The organism is Phosphitispora sp. TUW77 (genome assembly GCF_048453025.1).
Taxonomy (GTDB): Bacteria; Bacillota; Thermincolia; order Thermincolales; family UBA2595; genus Phosphitispora.
The window spans coordinates 2695589-2715422 of sequence record NZ_CP156677.1; the positions used below are offsets into that span (position 1 = coordinate 2695589).

Here is a 19834-nt window from a genome sequence, read left to right on the forward strand (position 1 = left end):
TTTATTCTTCCCCCACATTCCGTTCTTCCCAAATAACCAGTGCCTTTTCAGACTTCAGTTTTTCTTTAAGCCGCCGGTACTCTTCCCTGTTTAAAACCAAAACCCTGATTTTCCTTTTTATTATATTTTCCGCTTTCTCAACAATATGTTGAATATAAGCCTTATCTATTTCACCCACCAATACCAGGTCAATTATCCCGGAATCTATTCCGTGAGCATATTCACCTGTTATAAAAGCAAGCTCCACCTTACCCATGTCATTAAGTATAGCTTGTACCTTATCAATGCCAAGGTATTTTTTTACTACACTATGAATGTCCGGAAAAAGGGAGTGCTTCTGATTAGCCCGGTAAAGCTTAGTCCTCCCGCTGGTAGCACTCTCAAGCAGACCAGCTTCGGTGAGGCGGTTTAATTCCACCCTTATAGCATTGGTGGATTCTCCCAGTTCCTCAGCCAATCCTCTAAGATATGCCTGGTTCTCAGGATTGAGGAAAAACTTTAACAACAGCTTTATTCTGGTTTTTGACGTTATCAATGATTCTAACAAATAATACACCACACAAAATAGAGTAAAATAATCATCTTCTTCTGAGTAATTATTTTACTCTTGTTTAGTGGTTAAGTCAACTCTTTCATGGGAAAAGCGTTCCATGAGAAAAGTTTTTCATGGAAAAAACCAATTACTACTCATAATACCTGTTAACCTTAAACCCTTCTCTTTGACAGAACAAGTCCCTCTTAGCCTCTTCCAAGTCAGCTTCAACCATCATTTTCACCAGTTCCCGGAAGCTTGTCTTCGCCTTCCAGTCCAGCTTTTCCCTGGCCTTGGTCGGATCTCCCAGCAGTATTTCTACCTCAGTAGGCCTGAAATATCTCGAGTCCACCTCCACCAACACTCTGCCGGTTGACTTATCAATTCCCTTCTCACCTGTTCCTTCACCCTGCCATTCAATTCCTATTCCCACTTCAGCAAATGCCAGCTCAACAAATTCCCTTACAGAATGTGTTTCCCCTGTGGCAATTACAAAATCATCAGCTATATCCTGCTGCAGCATCAGCCACATTGCCTCCACATAATCTCCCGCAAAACCCCAGTCCCTTTTTGCATTCAGGTTGCCCAAATAAATTTTGTCCTGCAGGTCCAGCTTAATCCGCGCTATGGCCCGGGTTATCTTCCTGGTTACAAAAGTCTCTCCCCGTAATGGTGACTCATGATTAAAAAGAATCCCGTTACAGGCAAACATTTTATAAGCCTCACGGTAGTTTACCGTAATCCAGTAAGAGTATAATTTCGCTGCCGCATATGGGCTGCGCGGATAAAAAGGTGTTTTTTCCGTCTGTGGAATTTCCTGTACTTTACCATAAAGCTCACTGGTTGAAGCCTGATAAAAGCGGGTCTTCTCCGCTAATCCCAGTATCCGGATTGCTTCCAAAACCCTAAGGGTTCCCAGGGCATCAGAATTTGCGGTATATTCCGGGGTCTCAAAAGATACCTGCACATGGCTCTGGGCAGCCAGGTTATATATTTCTATAGGCTGTACTTCCTGAACAATCCTGATTAAATTTGTAGAATCAGTCAGGTCACCGTAATGAAGAAAAAAATTAACATTTTCTTCATGCAGGTCCTGGTAAAGATGGTCTATCCTATCTGTATTGAAAAGGGATGACCTTCTTTTAACACCATGTACCTGATATCCCTTATTTAAAAGGAATTCAGCCAGGTAGGCGCCGTCCTGTCCTGTGATTCCGGTAATTAACGCCTTTTTCAAAATTTGCTCATCTCCTAAACATAAGTGTTTTATAATGCAATTACTATGTTAATCAATTACTATATTAATTAGTCTTAATTCGGGAAAACACCCCAGAATTCCTTCTTTTTCGCCAGCCGCTTACTTCCTAATTATTCCTTAATTGCCTATTTTGATCGAATATATAGAAATACCCCCGGACGTATGCCAGGGGCTGTCGTTCATAACTAGGCTGGTTGTTGTCGACATGGCTAAATTCCGTTTAACATCTGTTTCGCCTGTTCCACAGCCTGGTTAATATTCCCGTCTATACTGGGAATCGCCCCGTGTCTCCAGACCTTGCGTTCATTCGGACCAAGTTTGGCTACCTGCTTATTAATCATTTCCGGTATCGTCAAAACCTTTCCCAAAACTATCCGCGCCTTATCTGGCTGCCCCATCTGAAGCAAGTAACCCCCGGCAGATAAACACACCTGGGCAAAGTTATTATAAGCTTCCTGCCGCCAAGGAACAGCCTGTACAGCTTGTTCAGCAGCCGTCACAGCGTCAATGGGCATCTGGGCGCCCAGGTAAGTTTCAGCTAATATCCATAACGGCTGGGCAGCACGTTCATTAAGCTCTACTGCTTTTTTAGCATTCTCCATCGCTGTTCTTGTTAACATAAAATTTCTCTGCTGATATGCCTGATAATTATATAATTGCGCCAAGTAAATATAGTAATTATGGTTAAGCGGGTCAAACTTTTTAGCCTTTTCAAACTGACTTATGGCCTGCTGCACATCTCCCGTATTATAAGCATTCGCTGCCTCTTTTTCCACAAATGCTGCCATAGATAAACTGCAGGATATTACTAGGAAAATCCCTGCCATTATTATTCCGGCAATTTTTCGGACTTTTGGCCCGGCAATTATTTTTCTATTAATCCCCTCTCCTGTTCCCAACCTCTCAATTGCCCTTGTCAACCCCACCAGGGCCCACATTAAGATGGCTACAGCCCCAAGAGAGAGAGAAAAATCAATTACACTATGCATGGAAACCGTCAAAGCCGCTGCCCCTGAGACACATGCAGCGGCACGGTACTCAGGTGACTCTGCCTTTCTTATAATTCTGTATAACGTGATTAAAAGACCAATCCATATCAAGACATAGAATAGTATTCCCAATGTACCTGCCTCTACCCAAACCTGCAGGGGGTGACTGTGTACTTCGGTAGTATAGTACAGCAGGGATTGGTAACCGGTATATGCGGAATTCCAGCCACCGCCCCCGACACCAAGGATAGGATTGTCCTTAACAACCTCAAAAGCATCACGATAAAAATAAAACCTCTCAACAACACTCAGGTCCTCTAAGCTGATATTCGACAGCCTATTGGCAATGGAAGCAGGCATGAGCTTTTGTCCCTGAACCAGTATAAGTCCTACAACAGCTATGGTAATCAATATACCGATACCTGTAATAAGCTTTTTGCGTTTTTTTGCAGAAACCTTAAGAATAACCTCAATAATGTACTGACAAAAACAACCGATAATAAATCCGGCTAACAACCAATACCAATAATAAGCCTGACTATGGGTTTCGAAACTCAGAACCTGTTTTGCAGTGATTGCAAACGGAATTAATACCGCAAGGAAACTCAAAAATGTCCTAAAACGGTAATCCTTTGGCATTCCAACTATCATTAATAACAGCCCCACCGGGAACACCAGCATGGCCCCTCTTGAGCCTGCCCCATAAGCAGTAGCTATTACAATGTAATTTAAGCCCCCGGCCAGGACCCGCATCCATACCTTATCAAGTACAGCCGCCAGGTAAAATCCGATTATCCCGCATCCTATAAGGAAAATGGCAGCTGCATTATGATACTGGAGTGTGGAAAGTATCAGGCCCTTGTCATAAGCCCCGTTAAACAAAAAAGTCCCATAAGCCGTACCTAACCCGGCAAAGGCAACCCCAATACCGGCTGCAAAAAGCACCAATAATGCAGCTTTTATTTCTCTAATATTAGTCACCGTATATGCAAGGAGCCAGTAAATAACGAAGAAATTAAATACTCTAAGAGCGCCTTCCAGCGCAGCCCTCTGGTTAAAAGCAACAAAGTTGGAAAGGATGTATGCAGCTATAAGTCCAATCCAAGCATAATCCATCAAGTTTCGCGGCAGTCGAATATTATCTCTTCTTAATATTACATATGCTCCAAGTATCAACGCAGTATATATGTGGGCAATATCTGCCTCAAAATCGAAAAATAGTCCCCTGCAAAATGGTGGTAGCAATAATAACGGCAGAACCAGGTAGAATATTATCTTCAATTTTTCATCAATTACAGGTTTCTTCTTTGCAGGTATAGAGTTCTTCTTAGCAGCCATGCTTATCCTCCTGAAAAATATATGTTTTGTATCGTTTTATTTATCTATATTGGTTCGACTAATTCTAATAAAATCCTCCCTCTCTGCAGGCTGCGTTTTTCCTGTTTATAAAAATAGAAGAACCGGGTTGCCCCGGTTCTTCTATTTAATGTATTTAATAGTGGTTACTCTACAATCGCAGATTCTGTCTCACTAAAAGTATAGTCGGTATAATCATCTTCATCTACTATGAATACCACATCCGCTACACCCTTGCGATCATTGCCGGCACTTACAGGTACCACAAATACGGCTTCATCTTCGATGTCATGGATACTATCTACATAAACAGGATCGCTTGAAGTCATATCATAGATATAGCTGTCAGCATCAATATTATACCATATGTCATTTCCAACTTCGATAGCATTATTAGCTAAGTCAATGTCGGTAATTTCACCGTAAACACTCCCAACAGTAGTCGGTACATATTGGTTACCAACATCAAGTGAAATGTGGTCCCCTGCTAATGAGTACTCACAAAGAGTATCTACATCAGGTACAGTACCGTCTATCTCATATTCTAGTTCTTCATTGCGGATATCAACAACTGCCCAGTTGTCGCCATTGTAATAATAAGTATCAATTACCATGGCCATATCTTCAGCAGTGCCTGTAATTGTGTCACCGACAATCATTACATACTCAAGCTTGTTACCATCTGTCTTCACCCAGCATGCAATATCTTCTGTTTCTGCATCGCTGAGCAGAGTATCAGCGCTGACTACGTCTGGATCTTCTCCGGTTGGGCCATTAAGTACTATAGTATCATCATTTACATAATACCAAGAACCATTGATATATAACTTATTCAGGTTTTCTGAGCCATCAGTAATATTAAATTTCTGGTCATCAAGCACTTCAAAATCTTCAATATCTCCACTGTCGTTCAGTTGGAACCTAACAGCAGCGCCGTCAAATAATACGTCTTCTGCAGAATAGGTGGTAATCGTTCTACTATAAGTCAATTCTACATCAGAACTATCAACCTCGTAAGTAACAGTAGCGCCATCAGACTTCATAATCTTAAGACGGGTAACCAAGCCTTCCAGGTCTTCATCAAGCACTTTATCAATGATACCATAAATTTTATTGCCTTCACTGTCTACATCAGTCATGATTAAGGTAATATCATGAGTCCTGTCTAATACTATAAAAACGTCTTCATCATAAAGGTCATCAAAAAAGGTCTCATCACCATCGTCTAAGTCAGACCATTCATCTCCACCATCTTTTGACATCGATGCAGCTGAAATCAGGTCATACTTCTTGCCACCAACTTTTACCTGGTCAAACACTCCATCTCCTGTAGTTTCATAAGCTGCCTCAAGTTTTCCTCTGACAGAATATTGATTTTTAGGATTGAAAGCATCTACAAACACATCACATCCATATTCATCTTCATACACGTAAACTATATCACCAGGTTGAATATCATCTATTGTTGCATATTGGAAATCTCTAATAACAAGGACATTAGTCTGGTCAAGGTCAACACTGCCTCCGTCAAGCAAATCCAAAGTCAGGTCAGATTTAATTTCTTCAACTATGTGCGGTTTTACAGGCTCATCTATTTTAGCGGCAACGTATATCCTATTATCTTCGTTAAAATATACTTTGTAGTAGTCATCATATATACCGTCTGCTTTAGGAATAAATCCGTTATAAGCGCCATCTGCAAATTTATATGACACGCCATTAACTTGCAGTTTATCACCATCCATTTTTACATCAGAGCTAACAGTTGCAGTAGTAATTATATCAATATAGGTAATTTCTTCATCTTTTTCATTATAAATAAAGTGAATCTTCATGGGAAGCATACAGGTAATAACTAGGCCATAATCAACAACACAATCTTTGGCCATTGTGAAGCAATCTAGGTAATAACCTGTTTCGGGAACTTCACCGGTAAACGGATCAATAGTACCTAAAAGCTCTATTACTATCTGTCCGTCTGAGTTCATTTCCCAATTTTCCGTAATCATATAATCATCTTCGTCACAAACCATCCCGTCGAATTTTTCAGCCAACAAGGTATAAGCATTGCCATCTACATCTTCTTTGAATACATAGTCATCAATATCCTTATCCCATACTACAAGATTCTGATCCAAAGTCTCAGTGGTCATCATTGCAATATTGCCCCGGGTTGCGAGAGCATTGACTGAAAAAGTAACATCATCGGTAATTCCAAGTTCAGCAGCTTTTACAAGGTACTCTGTCGGCCATTCGCCGGGGAGCTTGTCGCTATAGCCAAGGAGACGAACCAGAATGGTGATACACTCAGCATAAGTAATATTGCTTTGAGGCCTAAAGCTCCCATCCGGATAACCGTGTATGTATCCAAGGCTTGCTGCCAAATTAACCCAGCCGGTATACCATTCACCGGGTTTAACATCTGAAAACTTGGAAGCCGCATCTTTTAAGAAATTAGCACTGCCGGCATTGCCTGCAGCAGCCATAGCTATTTTTGCAAATTCAGCGCGTGTAATATTGCTATCCGGCTTAAAACTTCCATCGGGATACCCCTCGATTATTCCAAGAGCGTTCAGCCTATAAATACTGTCAGATGCGTTACCCCTTACATCAGAGAAAAAAATCGCCCCAGCAGGAGCTGCGAATGCGAGAACAAAGAGAACTGCAGTTACGAGAGCTATTACTCTTTTAAACTTTCTCATTCTTAAAGTCCCCCTTCGCTTTTTTGTCGTACTTATAAAACCAATAAAAATGGCTATTAACCTATCTATTACGGCAACACTCCCTTCATGAAACCCTTACATAAAACTATAATGCTAGCTGAAACCGAAAAAATAAAGCTACAGTAAGACAGTAAGTAAGAGATTATAACAAACGCTGGTAATTAAATCCTATGCCAGTGGGATTATGATTATTCGTTTTTATCGTAAGCGCTTACCTTGCGTTCATTGTAAGTGCTTACGCTTGGTTGGGCACGCGGCACAAAAAAAAACGCCTGCCGTTTAAGCAAGCGCCTGTTGTTCACATAAAATGTCCTTCAAAAAAACCAATAATTATATCTATCACTTCTTCAACAATATCTAAAGGGGCTTTTTCCTTAAAAACTCCATTTCTTGCGGCTATGTCAAGTGATTTAACTTGTTCACACATAACTACACCGGTTGTCAAAGTCCTCTCATCAAGCGAAACATGTAAAGGAAATCCTCGATCCGTATTTGTGATAGGACAGACAACGGCAATGCCTGTACGCATATTAAAGGTATTATTGCTAACCACTAATGCCGGTCTGCTGCCCTTTTGCTCATGTCCGGCCTGTGGAGTAAAATCAAGGAAAATAATATCCCCTTGTTCCGGTATATACGGCATCACCAGACCTCTTTTCCAACCGGCTTGCCAGTATCCAGTTCTTTACACTGATAATTACCTGAATATCCTTCAAATCGTTCCTCTATCGTTAAATGTTTTTTCTTAGCCCGCCTTATAATAATGCAATCGTGTTCTGCCATAATTTCTACCTGGTCATTCTCACGTAGGGAAGCTTTCTCTAAAATACCTTTAGGCAAACGAACTGCCTTACTATTACCCCACTTATGAATAGTGGTATACACTGAAAACACCCCCTTTGAATTCAGTATATACAATGTTTATACATGCGTCAACTAATTTTTTGGTATTGTTTGGCTATTTGTTTAAATGATTTTCCTGTAAAATTATCCTTATAAACAGGCTTCAAAAAAGTTTACCTCTCAGCCAGCTTCTCCCACCCAATCCCTATTGTCCAAATACCACTTAATTGTACGTTCTATTCCATCCTCAAAAGTTGTCTCCGGCTGCCATCCCAGCTCACTTTGAATCTTGCCGGAATCTATGGCATACCTGCGGTCATGGCCCAGCCTGTCTTTGACGTATTCTATCATAGTCTCAGGTTTGCCAAGCCCCTGTAAAATCAGTTTCGTAATTTCTATATTGGTCTTTTCATTATTACCGCCGATATTATATACTTCGCCAACCCTGCCATTCTGCAGGACCATATCGATGGCAGAACAGTGGTCCTCAACATACAGCCAGTCACGGACATTTAAACCATCACCATATACAGGTACCTTTTGACCATTTAGCAGTCTCTTGATGAAAAACGGGATCAGCTTTTCAGGAAACTGGTATGGACCGTAATTATTTGAACAGCGGGTAATAAGTGCCGGCAGGCCGTAAGTTTCATGATAGGCCCTGACCAACATATCTGCACCTGCTTTGCTGGCTGAATACGGGCTGTTTGGGGTAATCGGGGTTTCTTCGGTAAAATATCCGGTTGGCCCCAAGGAGCCGTAAACTTCATCGGTGGATACCTGCAGATACCGCTCCACACCATGCTTTTGGGCTGCATCAAGAAGAACCTGGGTACCCATCACATTTGTTTTAATGAAAACCAACGGATCCTCTATGCTGCGGTCTACATGCGACTCTGCAGCAAAATTGACAATATAGTCAACTCCCGGCACAACACTGTTAACAATCCCGGGGTCGGCAATATCGCCTTTGACAAAGGTATAATTGGGGTTATCAGCAATATCATTCAGATTCTCCAGGTTACCTGCATAAGTAAGCAAATCAAGATTAACGATTTTTACATCAGGGTATTTTGCAAACATATACAAAATAAAATTTGACCCGATAAATCCGGCCCCACCTGTGACCAGGAGTGTTTTGCCGTTCATTTTATCCATCCTTCCTGGCCCAGTCATAGGGTATGTCATTATCATGCGGGTGAACGCGGAATTCGTCCGGTTCATCGTAATTATACGGTTCTGTAGGGAAGTTGACAACCATGGCTTCCTCGTCACTGATACATTTGAACCCATGGTACACATAAGTGGGAATCTGCAGCAGGATAGGATTATGCACCCCCATGAAGAATTGATTCACCTCTCCTTTCGTAGGCGAATCCTTTCTGCTGTCGAAGAGGACAACCTTCATCATGCCTTTGACCACAACAAAGTTGTCCACCTGCTTCTTGTGATAATGCCACCCTTTGACAACACCGGGATAAGCAGTAGTCATATAAGCCTGTCCGAAATTTATGAACAAATCGTCATCACAGCGCAGCATTTCCATAAGACGTCCTCGCTCATCCGGAATAACCCGGAGCTTTTTTATTTTCACACCATCAATAAGGTTCAAACCTCTCACTCCTTCAAACAATTCATTATTTACCCGGCTATTTTTTCACCATTATCCAGCCTGACCCCATTGGCAAGTTCATTTGCCTTAAGCAGTGACTCAAAAGTACCGGCATCAGTCCACCACCCGTTTAGAATACCATATGTAAGCATACCTTCCGCAATATAAGCATTGTTGACATCAGTAATCTCCAACTCTCCGCGGCCTGAAGGCTTTAGTGTTTTAATAATGTTAAAAACCCGTGAATCATACATATATATTCCGGTTACACAGTAATTACTTTTTGGCACCTGAGGTTTTTCCTCAATTGATAAAATATTATCTCCCTGTAATTCTGCGACACCATATCTTTGCGGGTCTTCAACCTGTTTCAAAAGTATTTTGGCCCCGTTCCCCTGGGCTTTAAAATCATTGACACTGTCTATTATCTCATCATCAAAGATATTATCCCCAAGAATAACAGTGCATAAATCATCCCCGACAAATTGTTCTGCCAGTCCCAGGGCTTGGGCAATCCCCCCGGGCTGGTCCTGGACGCGGTAGGTGAATTCCATGCCAAAATCGTACCCGCTACCCAGCAGGTTGACCACATCACCCATATGATCTTTTCCTGTTACAATCAGGATTTCCCTGATACCGGCATTTTTCATTTTGAATATCGGATGATAAATCATAGGATACTGACCAACGGGAAGAAGGTGCTTATTGGTCACTTTTGTCAGCGGGAACAGCCTTGAGCCTGTCCCACCTGCAAGTACTATACCTCTCATTATTTTTCCTCCTTGGTGAGTGAATCTAAATAATCTTTTAAAGCCTCTTGGTAATGACGCAAGGGGTCTTTCTCCAGCAACCGCCAGTTATGGTTGTCCAGCACAGAGTTCCCGGGTCGTGGCGCCGGCCTGTTTATTTCCTCTGTTGTGATGGGATTAACCCTTACCCCCCTGATGCCTGCTTGTTTAAATATCTCCAGGGTAAATTCATACCAGGTACATGTGCCACTGTTGGTAATATGGTAAGTGCCATAGGCCGGTTGAGTGATAAGTCCGGCGATAGCCTGGGCCAAATCCGCAGTATATGTAGGTGAACCGGTCTGGTCATTAACTATGCCAAGTTCGTCGCGTTCCTGTGCCAGGCGCAGCATGGTAGAAACAAAGTTCTCGCCATGTTCACCATAAAGCCAAGAAGTACGAATTATATAATGCTTGCTGCACAAATCCCGGACATGCTGTTCACCTGCTAATTTTGATTTGCCATATATACTTTGGGGATTAGGTGTATCTGATTCTTTATAAGGAATGATGCTTGTCCCGTCAAAGACGTAGTCTGTGCTGATGTGGACCAGGGGAATGTTAAGTTTATTAGCCACAACAGCTAAATTGCGGGGACCTGTAGCGTTGACTGCAAAAGCCTGATTTTCATTTGTTTCACAGCCGTCGACATCGGTATAGGCTGCTGCGTTGATGATGAGGTCAGGCCGACAAGACGTCATGGCAGATTCGACTGCAGCTAAATTGGTGATGTCAAGTTCAGGCAGGTCAAGGCCTGTAAGTTTATGCTGTTTTGCTAGGATAGCTGTAACGGCATGACCGAGCATGCCGTTACTGCCGGTAATTATGATGTGCATAGATTATTTCTCCTGGGCTCGAATTTTTTAGAAAAATTTAATTGTGATTGGTCGTTTTATCTATTGTAGCTGCCACCGAATCAAATGTTTGCTGCAAAGCATAATTGTCTAATTCCAGCTTTCGCACACGATATAAAGTCTCTTCATTCAACTTGCGGTTTGCAGAAATTAAATCTGCCAAGAGCCCAAAAATCCATATCTGAAAACCCATAAAAATTAATATGGCTGTTAAAATTAACGATTGGATGTGACCTTGCCCAGAGCCAGTAAACATAAAATATAAATATCTTAATCCCAATATGAAACCCAAGCAAAAAAGCATAGCTCCTAGCCTCATAAATACCTTTAAGGGCCTATACATTGTATAGATGCGGACAATAGTAACCACCGACTTACTTATGTAGTCGCCGATGCTTTTAAATAGCCTAGATTCACGAAGTTTTTCATTAGTACCAATAGGGACATGGGATACAATGATGTTTTTTTGTCCGGCTTGGATGATAGTTTCAAGTGTATATGTAAATTCCGATAGTACATTGATTTTTAAAGCTGCTTCTCTGCTATAAGCCCGAAAACCACTGGTCGTGTCGGGAACGTCTGTTGCTGATGCAAGCCTGACAACCCAACTACCAAACTTTTGTAAAAATTTTTTAGTACCCGAAAAATGTTCAATAGTATCTATCTGGCGGTTTCCAATAATCATTTCAGCCCTATGTTCAAGAATAGGCTGTATAAGCTTTGGAATGTCCTGCCCTTTATATTGATTATCGCCATCAGTGTTTACAATTATATCGGCACCTAATTTGAGACAAGCATCAATACCTGCCTTAAAACCGTTGGCTAATCCTTTTGTTTGCGGAATCTTCACAATATGATTGACACCAGATTCTCTGGCTACCTCCACCGTACGGTCAGTGGACCCATCGTCAATAATAAGAACCTCTACAATATCAATGCCAGGAACTGATCGTGGAATATCACGCACAGTAATTGGCAAGGTTTTCTCTTCGTTAAGGCATGGGATTTGCACTATTAGTTTCATTTAATAGTCCTCCTTTTCAAAACTCTGTAAATACTTTTTAGAATAAACGGCAATTAAAAAACCACATGCAGCAAAACAAACTGTACATAAAAAAATAAACATGTTAACAACAATACCAGAAGCTATTGCATCGTTTCGATTTAAACCAATTAACGTAAACCCTACCGCCCATCCTGCTTCCATTGTCCCAAACCCGCCTATCCCGCTTAACGGCAATAAGTTTGAAAAATTTGCAAACACAGACCCAATAATAACCATGCTGTATGATAGGCGAGAACCTAGTTGATTCATAAGCACGAAAAACGTTCCATAAAGACTCAGCCATATTAAAACAGACAACACCGTTAGTTTTAACATGGTTCTAGACCTATTCGCTTTTGTAAACCAATCAATTAGAAATGTAATTCTATCACTATAATTTTGTATCTTTTCTGAATTTAAGCCAAATCTACCGGATATTAGAGTTTTATGGAAAATTAATTCAATAATTTTAAACACACCGGGTAAATTAAATAAAGTGACAACAATAATTGCTAGTAAACCAGCTGTCAATGCAGGATTAATAACAGAGACTGCTTTACGGGCGAAAAAAAGAGCAATTAGCAGCAAAAGAAAAGCCGACATAATATCATATATTCGGGTTATCAGCAAAGCCGACAAACTCTCGGTAAAGGTAGACTTGTTTGACTTCTTCATCAAAACAGCGTATGAAATCTCTCCAGTTCTAAGAGGTAGCACTTTATTATAGAACCCATAGAAAAACACTATTTGCATCATTTGAACTAAACTTATCTGCTGATCAGTTAAAAGGCGGAACCGTTCAGCACGAAAGTAATTACTGATGAAATATAGAACTGTAGCAACTACAACCGACATCCATGACAGTTTTTCAAACATATTAATTAACTGTTTAAAATTGATAAAATGAAAGAATAATACAAATAAAAAAACAGTTAATATCAGGGACAGAATTTTTTTATATTTCAACAGAAATCAATCCTTTTGTAAAATAATTATTTCTGAAATACCTATAGGAAAGGGGTTGAATTCATCAACTTTTTCTAGAATAGGAATTACTTTATTGTATACGCCAATTTTCTGTTTGCCCAGCGTTTCAGAATATGGCTTGTTTTTTTTCATTATCTTCCCATTAACAAACCATGGAATTATACCAAAGACATTCAAGTAAAAATCATCTACAATTTTAAGGTTAAGACTGTCTGCATGTTTTCTTAACACTCCAGGATTATACCTTCTATAATGACCAGATGCTATATCCATCGAGCCATAAAGAAACTGAAAGGCAGGAACCAGCAAAACTATTTTCCCAGAAGGCTGCAAAAATTCCTTCATTTTGGCTAAAGCAAGAAGATCCTCTTCAATGTGTTCTAAAACATTTACACATGTAACAGTATCAAACCGGAAACTATCAAGGTTTAACTCACTATCGATAAAGTCACCCATCAAGAATTTAACTTTACAATTATTTTGGAATCTATTTTTCATAAACTCAATATTTTCAGCAAACAAATCTGTACATAAGATATTCTCTACATTAGGGAGAAATAATTCCACAAGATTCCCAGTTCCAGACCCAATATCCAATACTGTTTTTCCAATATGCTTTTGCATTTTATTGTAAAGCCACTGGTTGTAGCGGTTAAGATTATTTCTAATAGACAATGCCTTCAATAAACTTGGTTGCTCCATTAAATGACCCCTCTTTTAAAAAAATATAATATAAATTGTTTATAAATAAATACTGACCACAAACTTTCTCAATATATTTCAAAAAATGATACCATCTGATATGTCTCCTTTGACCCCTTTGCCAATTTTAATAGGTATGTCTGATTACCCTTTACCTTAGCATGGAGAAATTTTGGGGCCAAAAAATTAGTGATATGCCCTTCCCCGCAACCTACGTCAATCACATTGTGAGAATCTGTAAATTCGATTATATTTATCAAAATAATTACCGGCTGGCTACATCATTCATTCTCCTCTGTCTCTCATAAACTCATATTTTATTAATTTAATCCTAGCCCCTAGGTCTCTTTTATCAGGGCTCAATGAATAATAATCACATGGTTTAAAACTACCGAATTTAATGCTAACCCTGGCAAATTTCCGGTAGACATCTAAATCAGACGGCTTAATAGTAAATTCTATGGCTTCTTTAATGTTATCACTCTTGAACAAAACTTGTTGATTTGATAACACAGTAGCCTGATAATTAGGATTTTCAAAGTTCCCTAGCGATATCTTCATGTTAATTGTATCTTTGGATTGGACAGGAACTACTATGGATAACTCCGGGCCTACCCAATTATCAGAATAATTTCCGATAACTAATGGTGAGTAGTTTTTTATGACATATTCTTCATTGTCCTGAATAACTCCTAGCTCTTTTAAAGCTAAATCATCAAAGGCTTTTATGAGTAAATTCAATTCATCCTCGGTCAGCTTAAAAGAATTGTTGCTAACGTTATTTGTCAAAAGCTTTGCTAACAACTCTTTAATTTTATGTTTATCATATTTTTTTTCATAAATATGCAAAAGCGACTTGTTTTCAGTTCCAGAAAAGGCAATTACCCAATCAGTCCCCGGAATCGGTATCCAATTGCCTTTTGATTTCGGATATCTTTTGGATGCAATAGCAACATCTAAGTCTCTATTTATTAATTGCTGTTGAATAGTGCAATTAGCCTTTAAATACTCAATATATTCAGGCCTTAATTCATTCCAAATGAGATATTCAAGTCCACAAATAGGAATTTGAAGACCCACTCTTTTACCTTCACCAGAAATATCTCTAATAATAGTAAATCCATATATTTTTGTATCTGCAGATGATAAATACATCAGTTGCTTTCTTGGCTCAGTAAGAATTCGTGTAATACCTTTTTTTTCGGAATTTAACGATACATACGTCAAAGTAAAAACAGCAATAAACACTATAACATTTTTTAAAAACTTTTTATCACACTTATATATCCAATAATAGCTGGCAATTAATAGAAATGCCATAGGCAGTATAAAATATCTAGTCTTATAAGTTGTCCATGGAATTAAAATAGAGAAACATAAGAACCATGATAGTCCAATTATAGAATAAAAATTCAAATAAAGATTGCGTTTATAAAAAATCAAGCTGCCAAACAAGACTCCAAGTCCTAGCAATCCAAAACCAGCTAAATCTTCATGTGGTCTCATTTTATACCATATAGGAGTAAAATCAAACCCAGTCGTATCTAATCCAAACACACTAAACAATGTTGTTCCTGCCCCTACCTGAAGTTCGCGAACAATATCTTTCAAGAAATCCGGGACTACAACAAAATCTACCATTTGATAACCATAACGAGCTAAACTTGTTGCACTTTCTCTTAAAGAAAAGGTACTTGTTGTAGTAGCTGAAATTGCATTGTGAGATGCTATTATATTTTTTTCATACTTATAATTTAAAGCATAATTATAAACACCAAAAATCAGAAACCCTATTAAACAGACAATCACCATGTTTGTAAGTCTTTTATAACTGGCAGTAGATTGTTTTTTTACAAAAAATAATGTTCCTATTATGACACCGGGCAACAAAAAAACAAAGGTAAGTTTACTTCCCATTGCTAAACCAAATGAAATTCCGCAACTTAATAAATAAAATAAATTACCTTTGTTAAATAAATACTGCATCCCAAAATAAATAAACATAATGGAATAAGCACTTACAACAAGATCATTTTGGGCTGTTGAGCTCTGTAAAACTACCATAGGAAAACTTAAAAAAATTAATCCACAGATAATCGCCTCTTTTTTCGGTAAAGAGGCTAATAAAGACAGTTTAACTATTCCTAGAAAACATACAATTAATGAAATCCACTGTACGGTATGCACAAACAGCCAACTTTGTGATACTAAAACCGTCCACAACATAAGGACAGAAGAATTAACAGGAAGAGAATTTTGACGCCAATCATTCGTAAAATAGTGATCCACAGAGTTGTTTTGAAGCCAATGTAATATCCTTGGCAAATGGTATGAAACCGCATCGTTATTGTTGGGCGGAACATAAATAGCCACAAATAAGTTATAAATAATAATAACTGAAACCAAGGCTAAGCTTAAATATAAATATCTCGATAGTTGTAATCTTTTAACCTGCTCACAAGTATTCCATAAGCTGATTGGAATAGATTTCAGTTCCAGCCAAATTGTTTTTCTGAAAACACATGTTACAATAACCGAGAAAACAACTGTAAACCAAAAAACCCCGCTTTGGTCCATTAATTGTAGTATGGATAACACCGTTATGGATAAAATTATCTGTGCACTAATAAACAACCAACATCCAATAAAAAAGTCAAGTATACTTCCTTTGAAAAAATACTTAGCCAGTATCATTCCGTTTAACAAAGTCAAAAATAATATGATAAATCCAATTAAATACTCCATTCCAATACTTTCCTTTCTTTTTGACTGATTCACTAACAACCTACTTTAGATTAAGCAGATTAAAACTCTTTTCACTAGAAAAAATAATAACCTGCCAGCACTTCACTCCAATATTTGCCAATATCCCGTATAGAATCATGCAACTCATATTTCGTACAAAATTGTACTTCTTCAGATAACTTTCTATTAGACCCTATAATTACGGGATTATCTACCGGTCTAATGAAACTCTTTTCTATCTCTATTTCAAATTCAACACCGAGTACAGCCTTAATCACCTCTATTACTTCAGAAAGTCTATATCCTTTACCGGAACATATATTGTACACCTGCCCTTCTCTTCCCTTTTTTAATAACTGGTAATAGGCGCCGACCACGTCTCGCACATCAATAAAATCTCGAACAATACTAGTGTCACCACAGATGAGCTTGTTCCTTAAACCAGTCTTAATTTCAACTGCTTGCTTAACAAAAGAACTAATTACAAAAGTGTCTGACTGTCTTGGCCCTACATGGTTAAAGGACCTTGTACAAATAACAGGTATTCCATATCCTTTATAATAAACCTGTGATAAGTTTTCCTGGGCAACACGGGCAACTGCATAAGGGTTGATGGGATTTAATAAGGTTCCTTCATCAATTGGAATGGTCTTAGGATCTACTATACCATATTGTTCCGATGAACCTACCGACAATATTTTTGCACTTATCCCTATCTTCCTGACAGCCTCAACCATATTCAGAAAGATATTTGTATTGTTCATGAAACTTTCAACAGGGAATTCCCAGCTAAAAGCTACTGAACTATAGGAGGCTAAATGTATTATATAGTCAGGTTTAATTGTAAATAACAAATCTTCTATAGCTTCCTGATCTAAAAGAGAAATTTGGTAAGTAAGAATTTTATCCGCCTGGTTTTTCTCTAAGAACGAAAATTCAGGTTCGTGTTTACTAATACCAATGATTTGGCAGTCTTTTTCTTCATGCAGTAAATGTTCAACAAAATGTCCACCCACAAATCCAGATATTCCTGTAAATAAATACTTCATGACATCATTCCTCGTTAAACCAAATTATATTAAACTCTCAATTTGGAAATCATTATTCATGATAATTGTTAACCTTAAAACCTTTCTTTTGACAAAATACGTCTCTTTTAGCTTCTTCCATGTCATTTTCGACCATCATCTTGACCAACTCCCTAAATGTAACTTGCGGTGACCAACCTAACTCTTGCTTCGCTTTTGACGGATCACCCAGTAACAATTCAACTTCAGTTGGCCTAAAATATCTTTGATCAACTTCAACGAGTACATTTCCAGTAGCTTTATCCAAGCCTTTTTCCTCGGCGTCTTTTCCATGCCACTCTATTTGTACACCCAGTTCTGCAAACGCAAGCTCTACAAACTCTCTTACCGAATGAGTTTCCCCTGTAGCAATTACATAATCATCAGGCTTGTCCTGTTGAAGCATCAGCCACATGGCTTCTACATAATCTGCAGCGTATCCCCAGTCCCTTCTGGCATTAAGGTTACCAAGATAAATCTTATCCTGCAGCCCAAGCTTGATTCTGGCTATTGCCCTGGTTATTTTTCTGGTAACAAAAGTTTCTCCCCTTAATGGAGATTCGTGGTTAAACAAAATCCCATTACAGGCAAATATATTATAGGCCTCACGATAATTTACAGTAATACAGTAAGAATATAACTTAGCTACCGCATAGGGGCTACGTGGATAAAACGGAGTCTTTTCACTTTGTGGGACTTCCTGAACTTTACCATATAATTCACTGGTTGAGGCTTGATAAAACCTGGTTTTATCTATCAAGCCCAATATTCTTATAGCCTCCAGGATCCGTAAAGTGCCAACTGCATCAGCATTAGCTGTATACTCCGGTGATTCAAAAGATACCTGCACATGGCTCTGAGCAGCCAAGTTATATATCTCATCAGGTTGTACCTCTTGAATAATTCGAATAAGATTGGTCGAGTCCGTTAAATCCCCATAATGTAGAAAAAAACTAACATCTTTTTCGTGGAAGTCTCTATATAGGTGGTCTATCCGATCGGTATTGAAAAGAGAACTTCTTCTTTTAACACCGTGGACAATGTACCCTTTATTTAACAAAAACTCTGCCAAATATGCCCCATCTTGACCTGTTGCCCCAGTTATTAATGCTATCTTACTCACTAATCCCCCTCCTAATTGTATGGTAAATTTCAACTGCTAATTTAGTAATCTCCTAATCAATCATTATAATCTCAAGAACACGAAAAGAAAGCTTTCTTTTATCTCTGCTTTTCGACACTTGAGATGCAGGGCAGAAGCATTTATCTGTTCTTATGGTAACTTCCAATAACTTTTTCTTAGGCAAACTAATTGGCACTTCCAACATAAATTCTCCTGAGCTATTAATCTGAACAGACTTAATGTTAGTTCTTTCTACATATATTTCTACATTTAAAGGAAGAACATTGGAAAGCCCTGGCATTTCACCTTTAAGCAAAAACTTAGTCTCCTTATCCCTGATTAACAACAAATGTGCTATTACTCCAATCCAGCCATCAGGATAAACAGACGGTATGTTATTGAGTATATAATTTATAAGTTTACCTGCAAGTATATTTATTGGTTTAACAAGCACATTCTTTTGTCTAAAATACGAGGCAATAGTATCTATCCCGTAAATAAACAACCCTGGAGGATATTTTTTTTCACCTTTTTCCCTCATAACACTGGTGATTTCTTTTAAGCGACTCCATCCACCAGTACTTGTCTTGGTTTCCTCGTACTCCCTGTTGTTTGCCAGAACTTCTGGAATAAAACCAACTGCATATTTTCTCCCTAATCTAATCCACAGATCCCAGTCCATACACCAGTTTAAATCTTCTCTTAAATACCCTACTTCCTGTAATGCTTTCTTTCTAAAAAACGTTGTCGGCTGCATAATATAATCCCAAACATGTATTAAACGCCATAGGTTGAAAGGTTCAGTTGCTTCAAACTGCCTCACCCATTTACCATATTCATCAATAATTCCTGCATGTCCGTAAACTAGTGCAACCTTGGGATTAGCGGTCATATAAGAAACAGCTTTTTCAATAGCTCCTAGTTCATATGTATCATCGGAGTTCAACCAGGCAACAATTTCACCTTTAGCCATCTTGAAACCTTTGTTAATCGCATCAGATTGACCTTTGTCTGATTCTGAAATCCATCTTAACCTGGTACTGTATTTTTCTAAGATACTTAGAGTATCATCTGTGGAGCCTCCATCTACTACAATATACTCGAAATTAGGGTACTCTTGAGAAAGAACGCTGTTAATAGTGTCTTCAATGAATCGGCCTTGATTATATGAAGGGGTAATTATTGAAACTAATGGTTTGATCTTAGACAA

Annotated in this window: 17 protein-coding genes; all 17 read right to left on the minus strand. The window is 38.7% G+C overall.

What is annotated here, in order from left to right; all coding sequences use genetic code 11:
- Nucleotide 1 precedes the first annotated feature (1 nt).
- The 17 genes from ABFY19_RS13035 to ABFY19_RS13115 all read right to left on the minus strand — a co-directional run bounded on the left by ABFY19_RS13035 (nt 2) and on the right by ABFY19_RS13115 (nt 19834).
- On the minus strand, nt 2–556 hold the full coding sequence (locus ABFY19_RS13035) for an ArsR family transcriptional regulator (protein WP_418791080.1): 555 nt from the start codon (nt 554–556) through the stop codon (nt 2–4).
- Nucleotides 557–683: 127 nt separating this feature from the next.
- Entirely contained in the window at nt 684–1769 is a 1086-nt protein-coding gene (gene gmd, locus ABFY19_RS13040; RefSeq protein ID WP_418791081.1) for a GDP-mannose 4,6-dehydratase, read from the minus strand.
- Nucleotides 1770–1999: 230 nt separating this feature from the next.
- On the minus strand, nt 2000–4117 hold the full coding sequence (locus ABFY19_RS13045; protein ID WP_418791082.1) for an O-antigen ligase family protein: 2118 nt from the start codon (nt 4115–4117) through the stop codon (nt 2000–2002).
- A gap of 164 nt (nt 4118–4281) precedes the next feature.
- On the minus strand, nt 4282–6837 hold the full coding sequence (locus tag ABFY19_RS13050) for an S-layer homology domain-containing protein (protein WP_418791084.1): 2556 nt from the start codon (nt 6835–6837) through the stop codon (nt 4282–4284).
- A 319-nt stretch (nt 6838–7156) separates the two neighbouring features.
- Nucleotides 7157–7501, minus strand: coding sequence for a type II toxin-antitoxin system PemK/MazF family toxin (locus ABFY19_RS13055; protein ID WP_418791085.1), 345 nt, complete (start codon nt 7499–7501; stop codon nt 7157–7159).
- Entirely contained in the window at nt 7501–7743 is a 243-nt protein-coding gene (locus ABFY19_RS13060; RefSeq protein ID WP_418791086.1) for an AbrB/MazE/SpoVT family DNA-binding domain-containing protein, read from the minus strand. Before ABFY19_RS13060 ends, ABFY19_RS13055 begins: the two co-directional genes overlap by 1 nt.
- 138 nt (nt 7744–7881) lie before the next feature.
- Nucleotides 7882–8850 carry a dTDP-glucose 4,6-dehydratase gene (rfbB, locus tag ABFY19_RS13065; protein ID WP_418791087.1) on the minus strand — a complete coding sequence of 323 codons (969 nt, stop codon included), beginning with the start codon at nt 8848–8850 and terminating at the stop codon, nt 7882–7884.
- Between the two features lies 1 nt (nt 8851).
- Nucleotides 8852–9322: a dTDP-4-dehydrorhamnose 3,5-epimerase family protein gene (locus tag ABFY19_RS13070; protein ID WP_418791088.1), complete on the minus strand. Its 471-nt coding sequence runs from the start codon at nt 9320–9322 to the stop codon at nt 8852–8854.
- A 20-nt stretch (nt 9323–9342) separates the two neighbouring features.
- Nucleotides 9343–10083 carry a sugar phosphate nucleotidyltransferase gene (locus ABFY19_RS13075; RefSeq protein WP_418791089.1) on the minus strand — a complete coding sequence of 247 codons (741 nt, stop codon included), beginning with the start codon at nt 10081–10083 and terminating at the stop codon, nt 9343–9345.
- The gene (rfbD, locus tag ABFY19_RS13080) at nt 10083–10937 is read right to left on the minus strand and encodes a dTDP-4-dehydrorhamnose reductase (protein ID WP_418791090.1); all 855 of its coding nucleotides are present in this window, start codon (nt 10935–10937) and stop codon (nt 10083–10085) included. The genes ABFY19_RS13075 and rfbD overlap by 1 nt, the downstream gene beginning before the upstream one ends.
- A gap of 37 nt (nt 10938–10974) precedes the next feature.
- On the minus strand, nt 10975–11979 hold the full coding sequence (locus tag ABFY19_RS13085) for a glycosyltransferase family 2 protein (RefSeq protein ID WP_418791091.1): 1005 nt from the start codon (nt 11977–11979) through the stop codon (nt 10975–10977).
- Nucleotides 11980–12966, minus strand: coding sequence for a lysylphosphatidylglycerol synthase transmembrane domain-containing protein (locus ABFY19_RS13090; RefSeq protein ID WP_418791092.1), 987 nt, complete (start codon nt 12964–12966; stop codon nt 11980–11982). It lies immediately after the preceding gene.
- A 6-nt stretch (nt 12967–12972) separates the two neighbouring features.
- Nucleotides 12973–13689 carry a class I SAM-dependent methyltransferase gene (locus tag ABFY19_RS13095; protein WP_418791093.1) on the minus strand — a complete coding sequence of 239 codons (717 nt, stop codon included), beginning with the start codon at nt 13687–13689 and terminating at the stop codon, nt 12973–12975.
- Between the two features lie 285 nt (nt 13690–13974).
- A complete protein-coding gene (locus ABFY19_RS13100) occupies nt 13975–16467 on the minus strand; it encodes an ArnT family glycosyltransferase (RefSeq protein WP_418791094.1) in 2493 nt (830 codons plus the stop codon).
- A gap of 41 nt (nt 16468–16508) precedes the next feature.
- Entirely contained in the window at nt 16509–17483 is a 975-nt protein-coding gene (locus tag ABFY19_RS13105; RefSeq protein WP_418791095.1) for a GDP-mannose 4,6-dehydratase, read from the minus strand.
- A 52-nt stretch (nt 17484–17535) separates the two neighbouring features.
- Nucleotides 17536–18624: a GDP-mannose 4,6-dehydratase gene (gmd, locus tag ABFY19_RS13110; protein WP_418791097.1), complete on the minus strand. Its 1089-nt coding sequence runs from the start codon at nt 18622–18624 to the stop codon at nt 17536–17538.
- 52 nt (nt 18625–18676) lie between these two features.
- Nucleotides 18677–19834: a glycosyltransferase family 2 protein gene (locus tag ABFY19_RS13115; RefSeq protein ID WP_418791098.1), complete on the minus strand. Its 1158-nt coding sequence runs from the start codon at nt 19832–19834 to the stop codon at nt 18677–18679.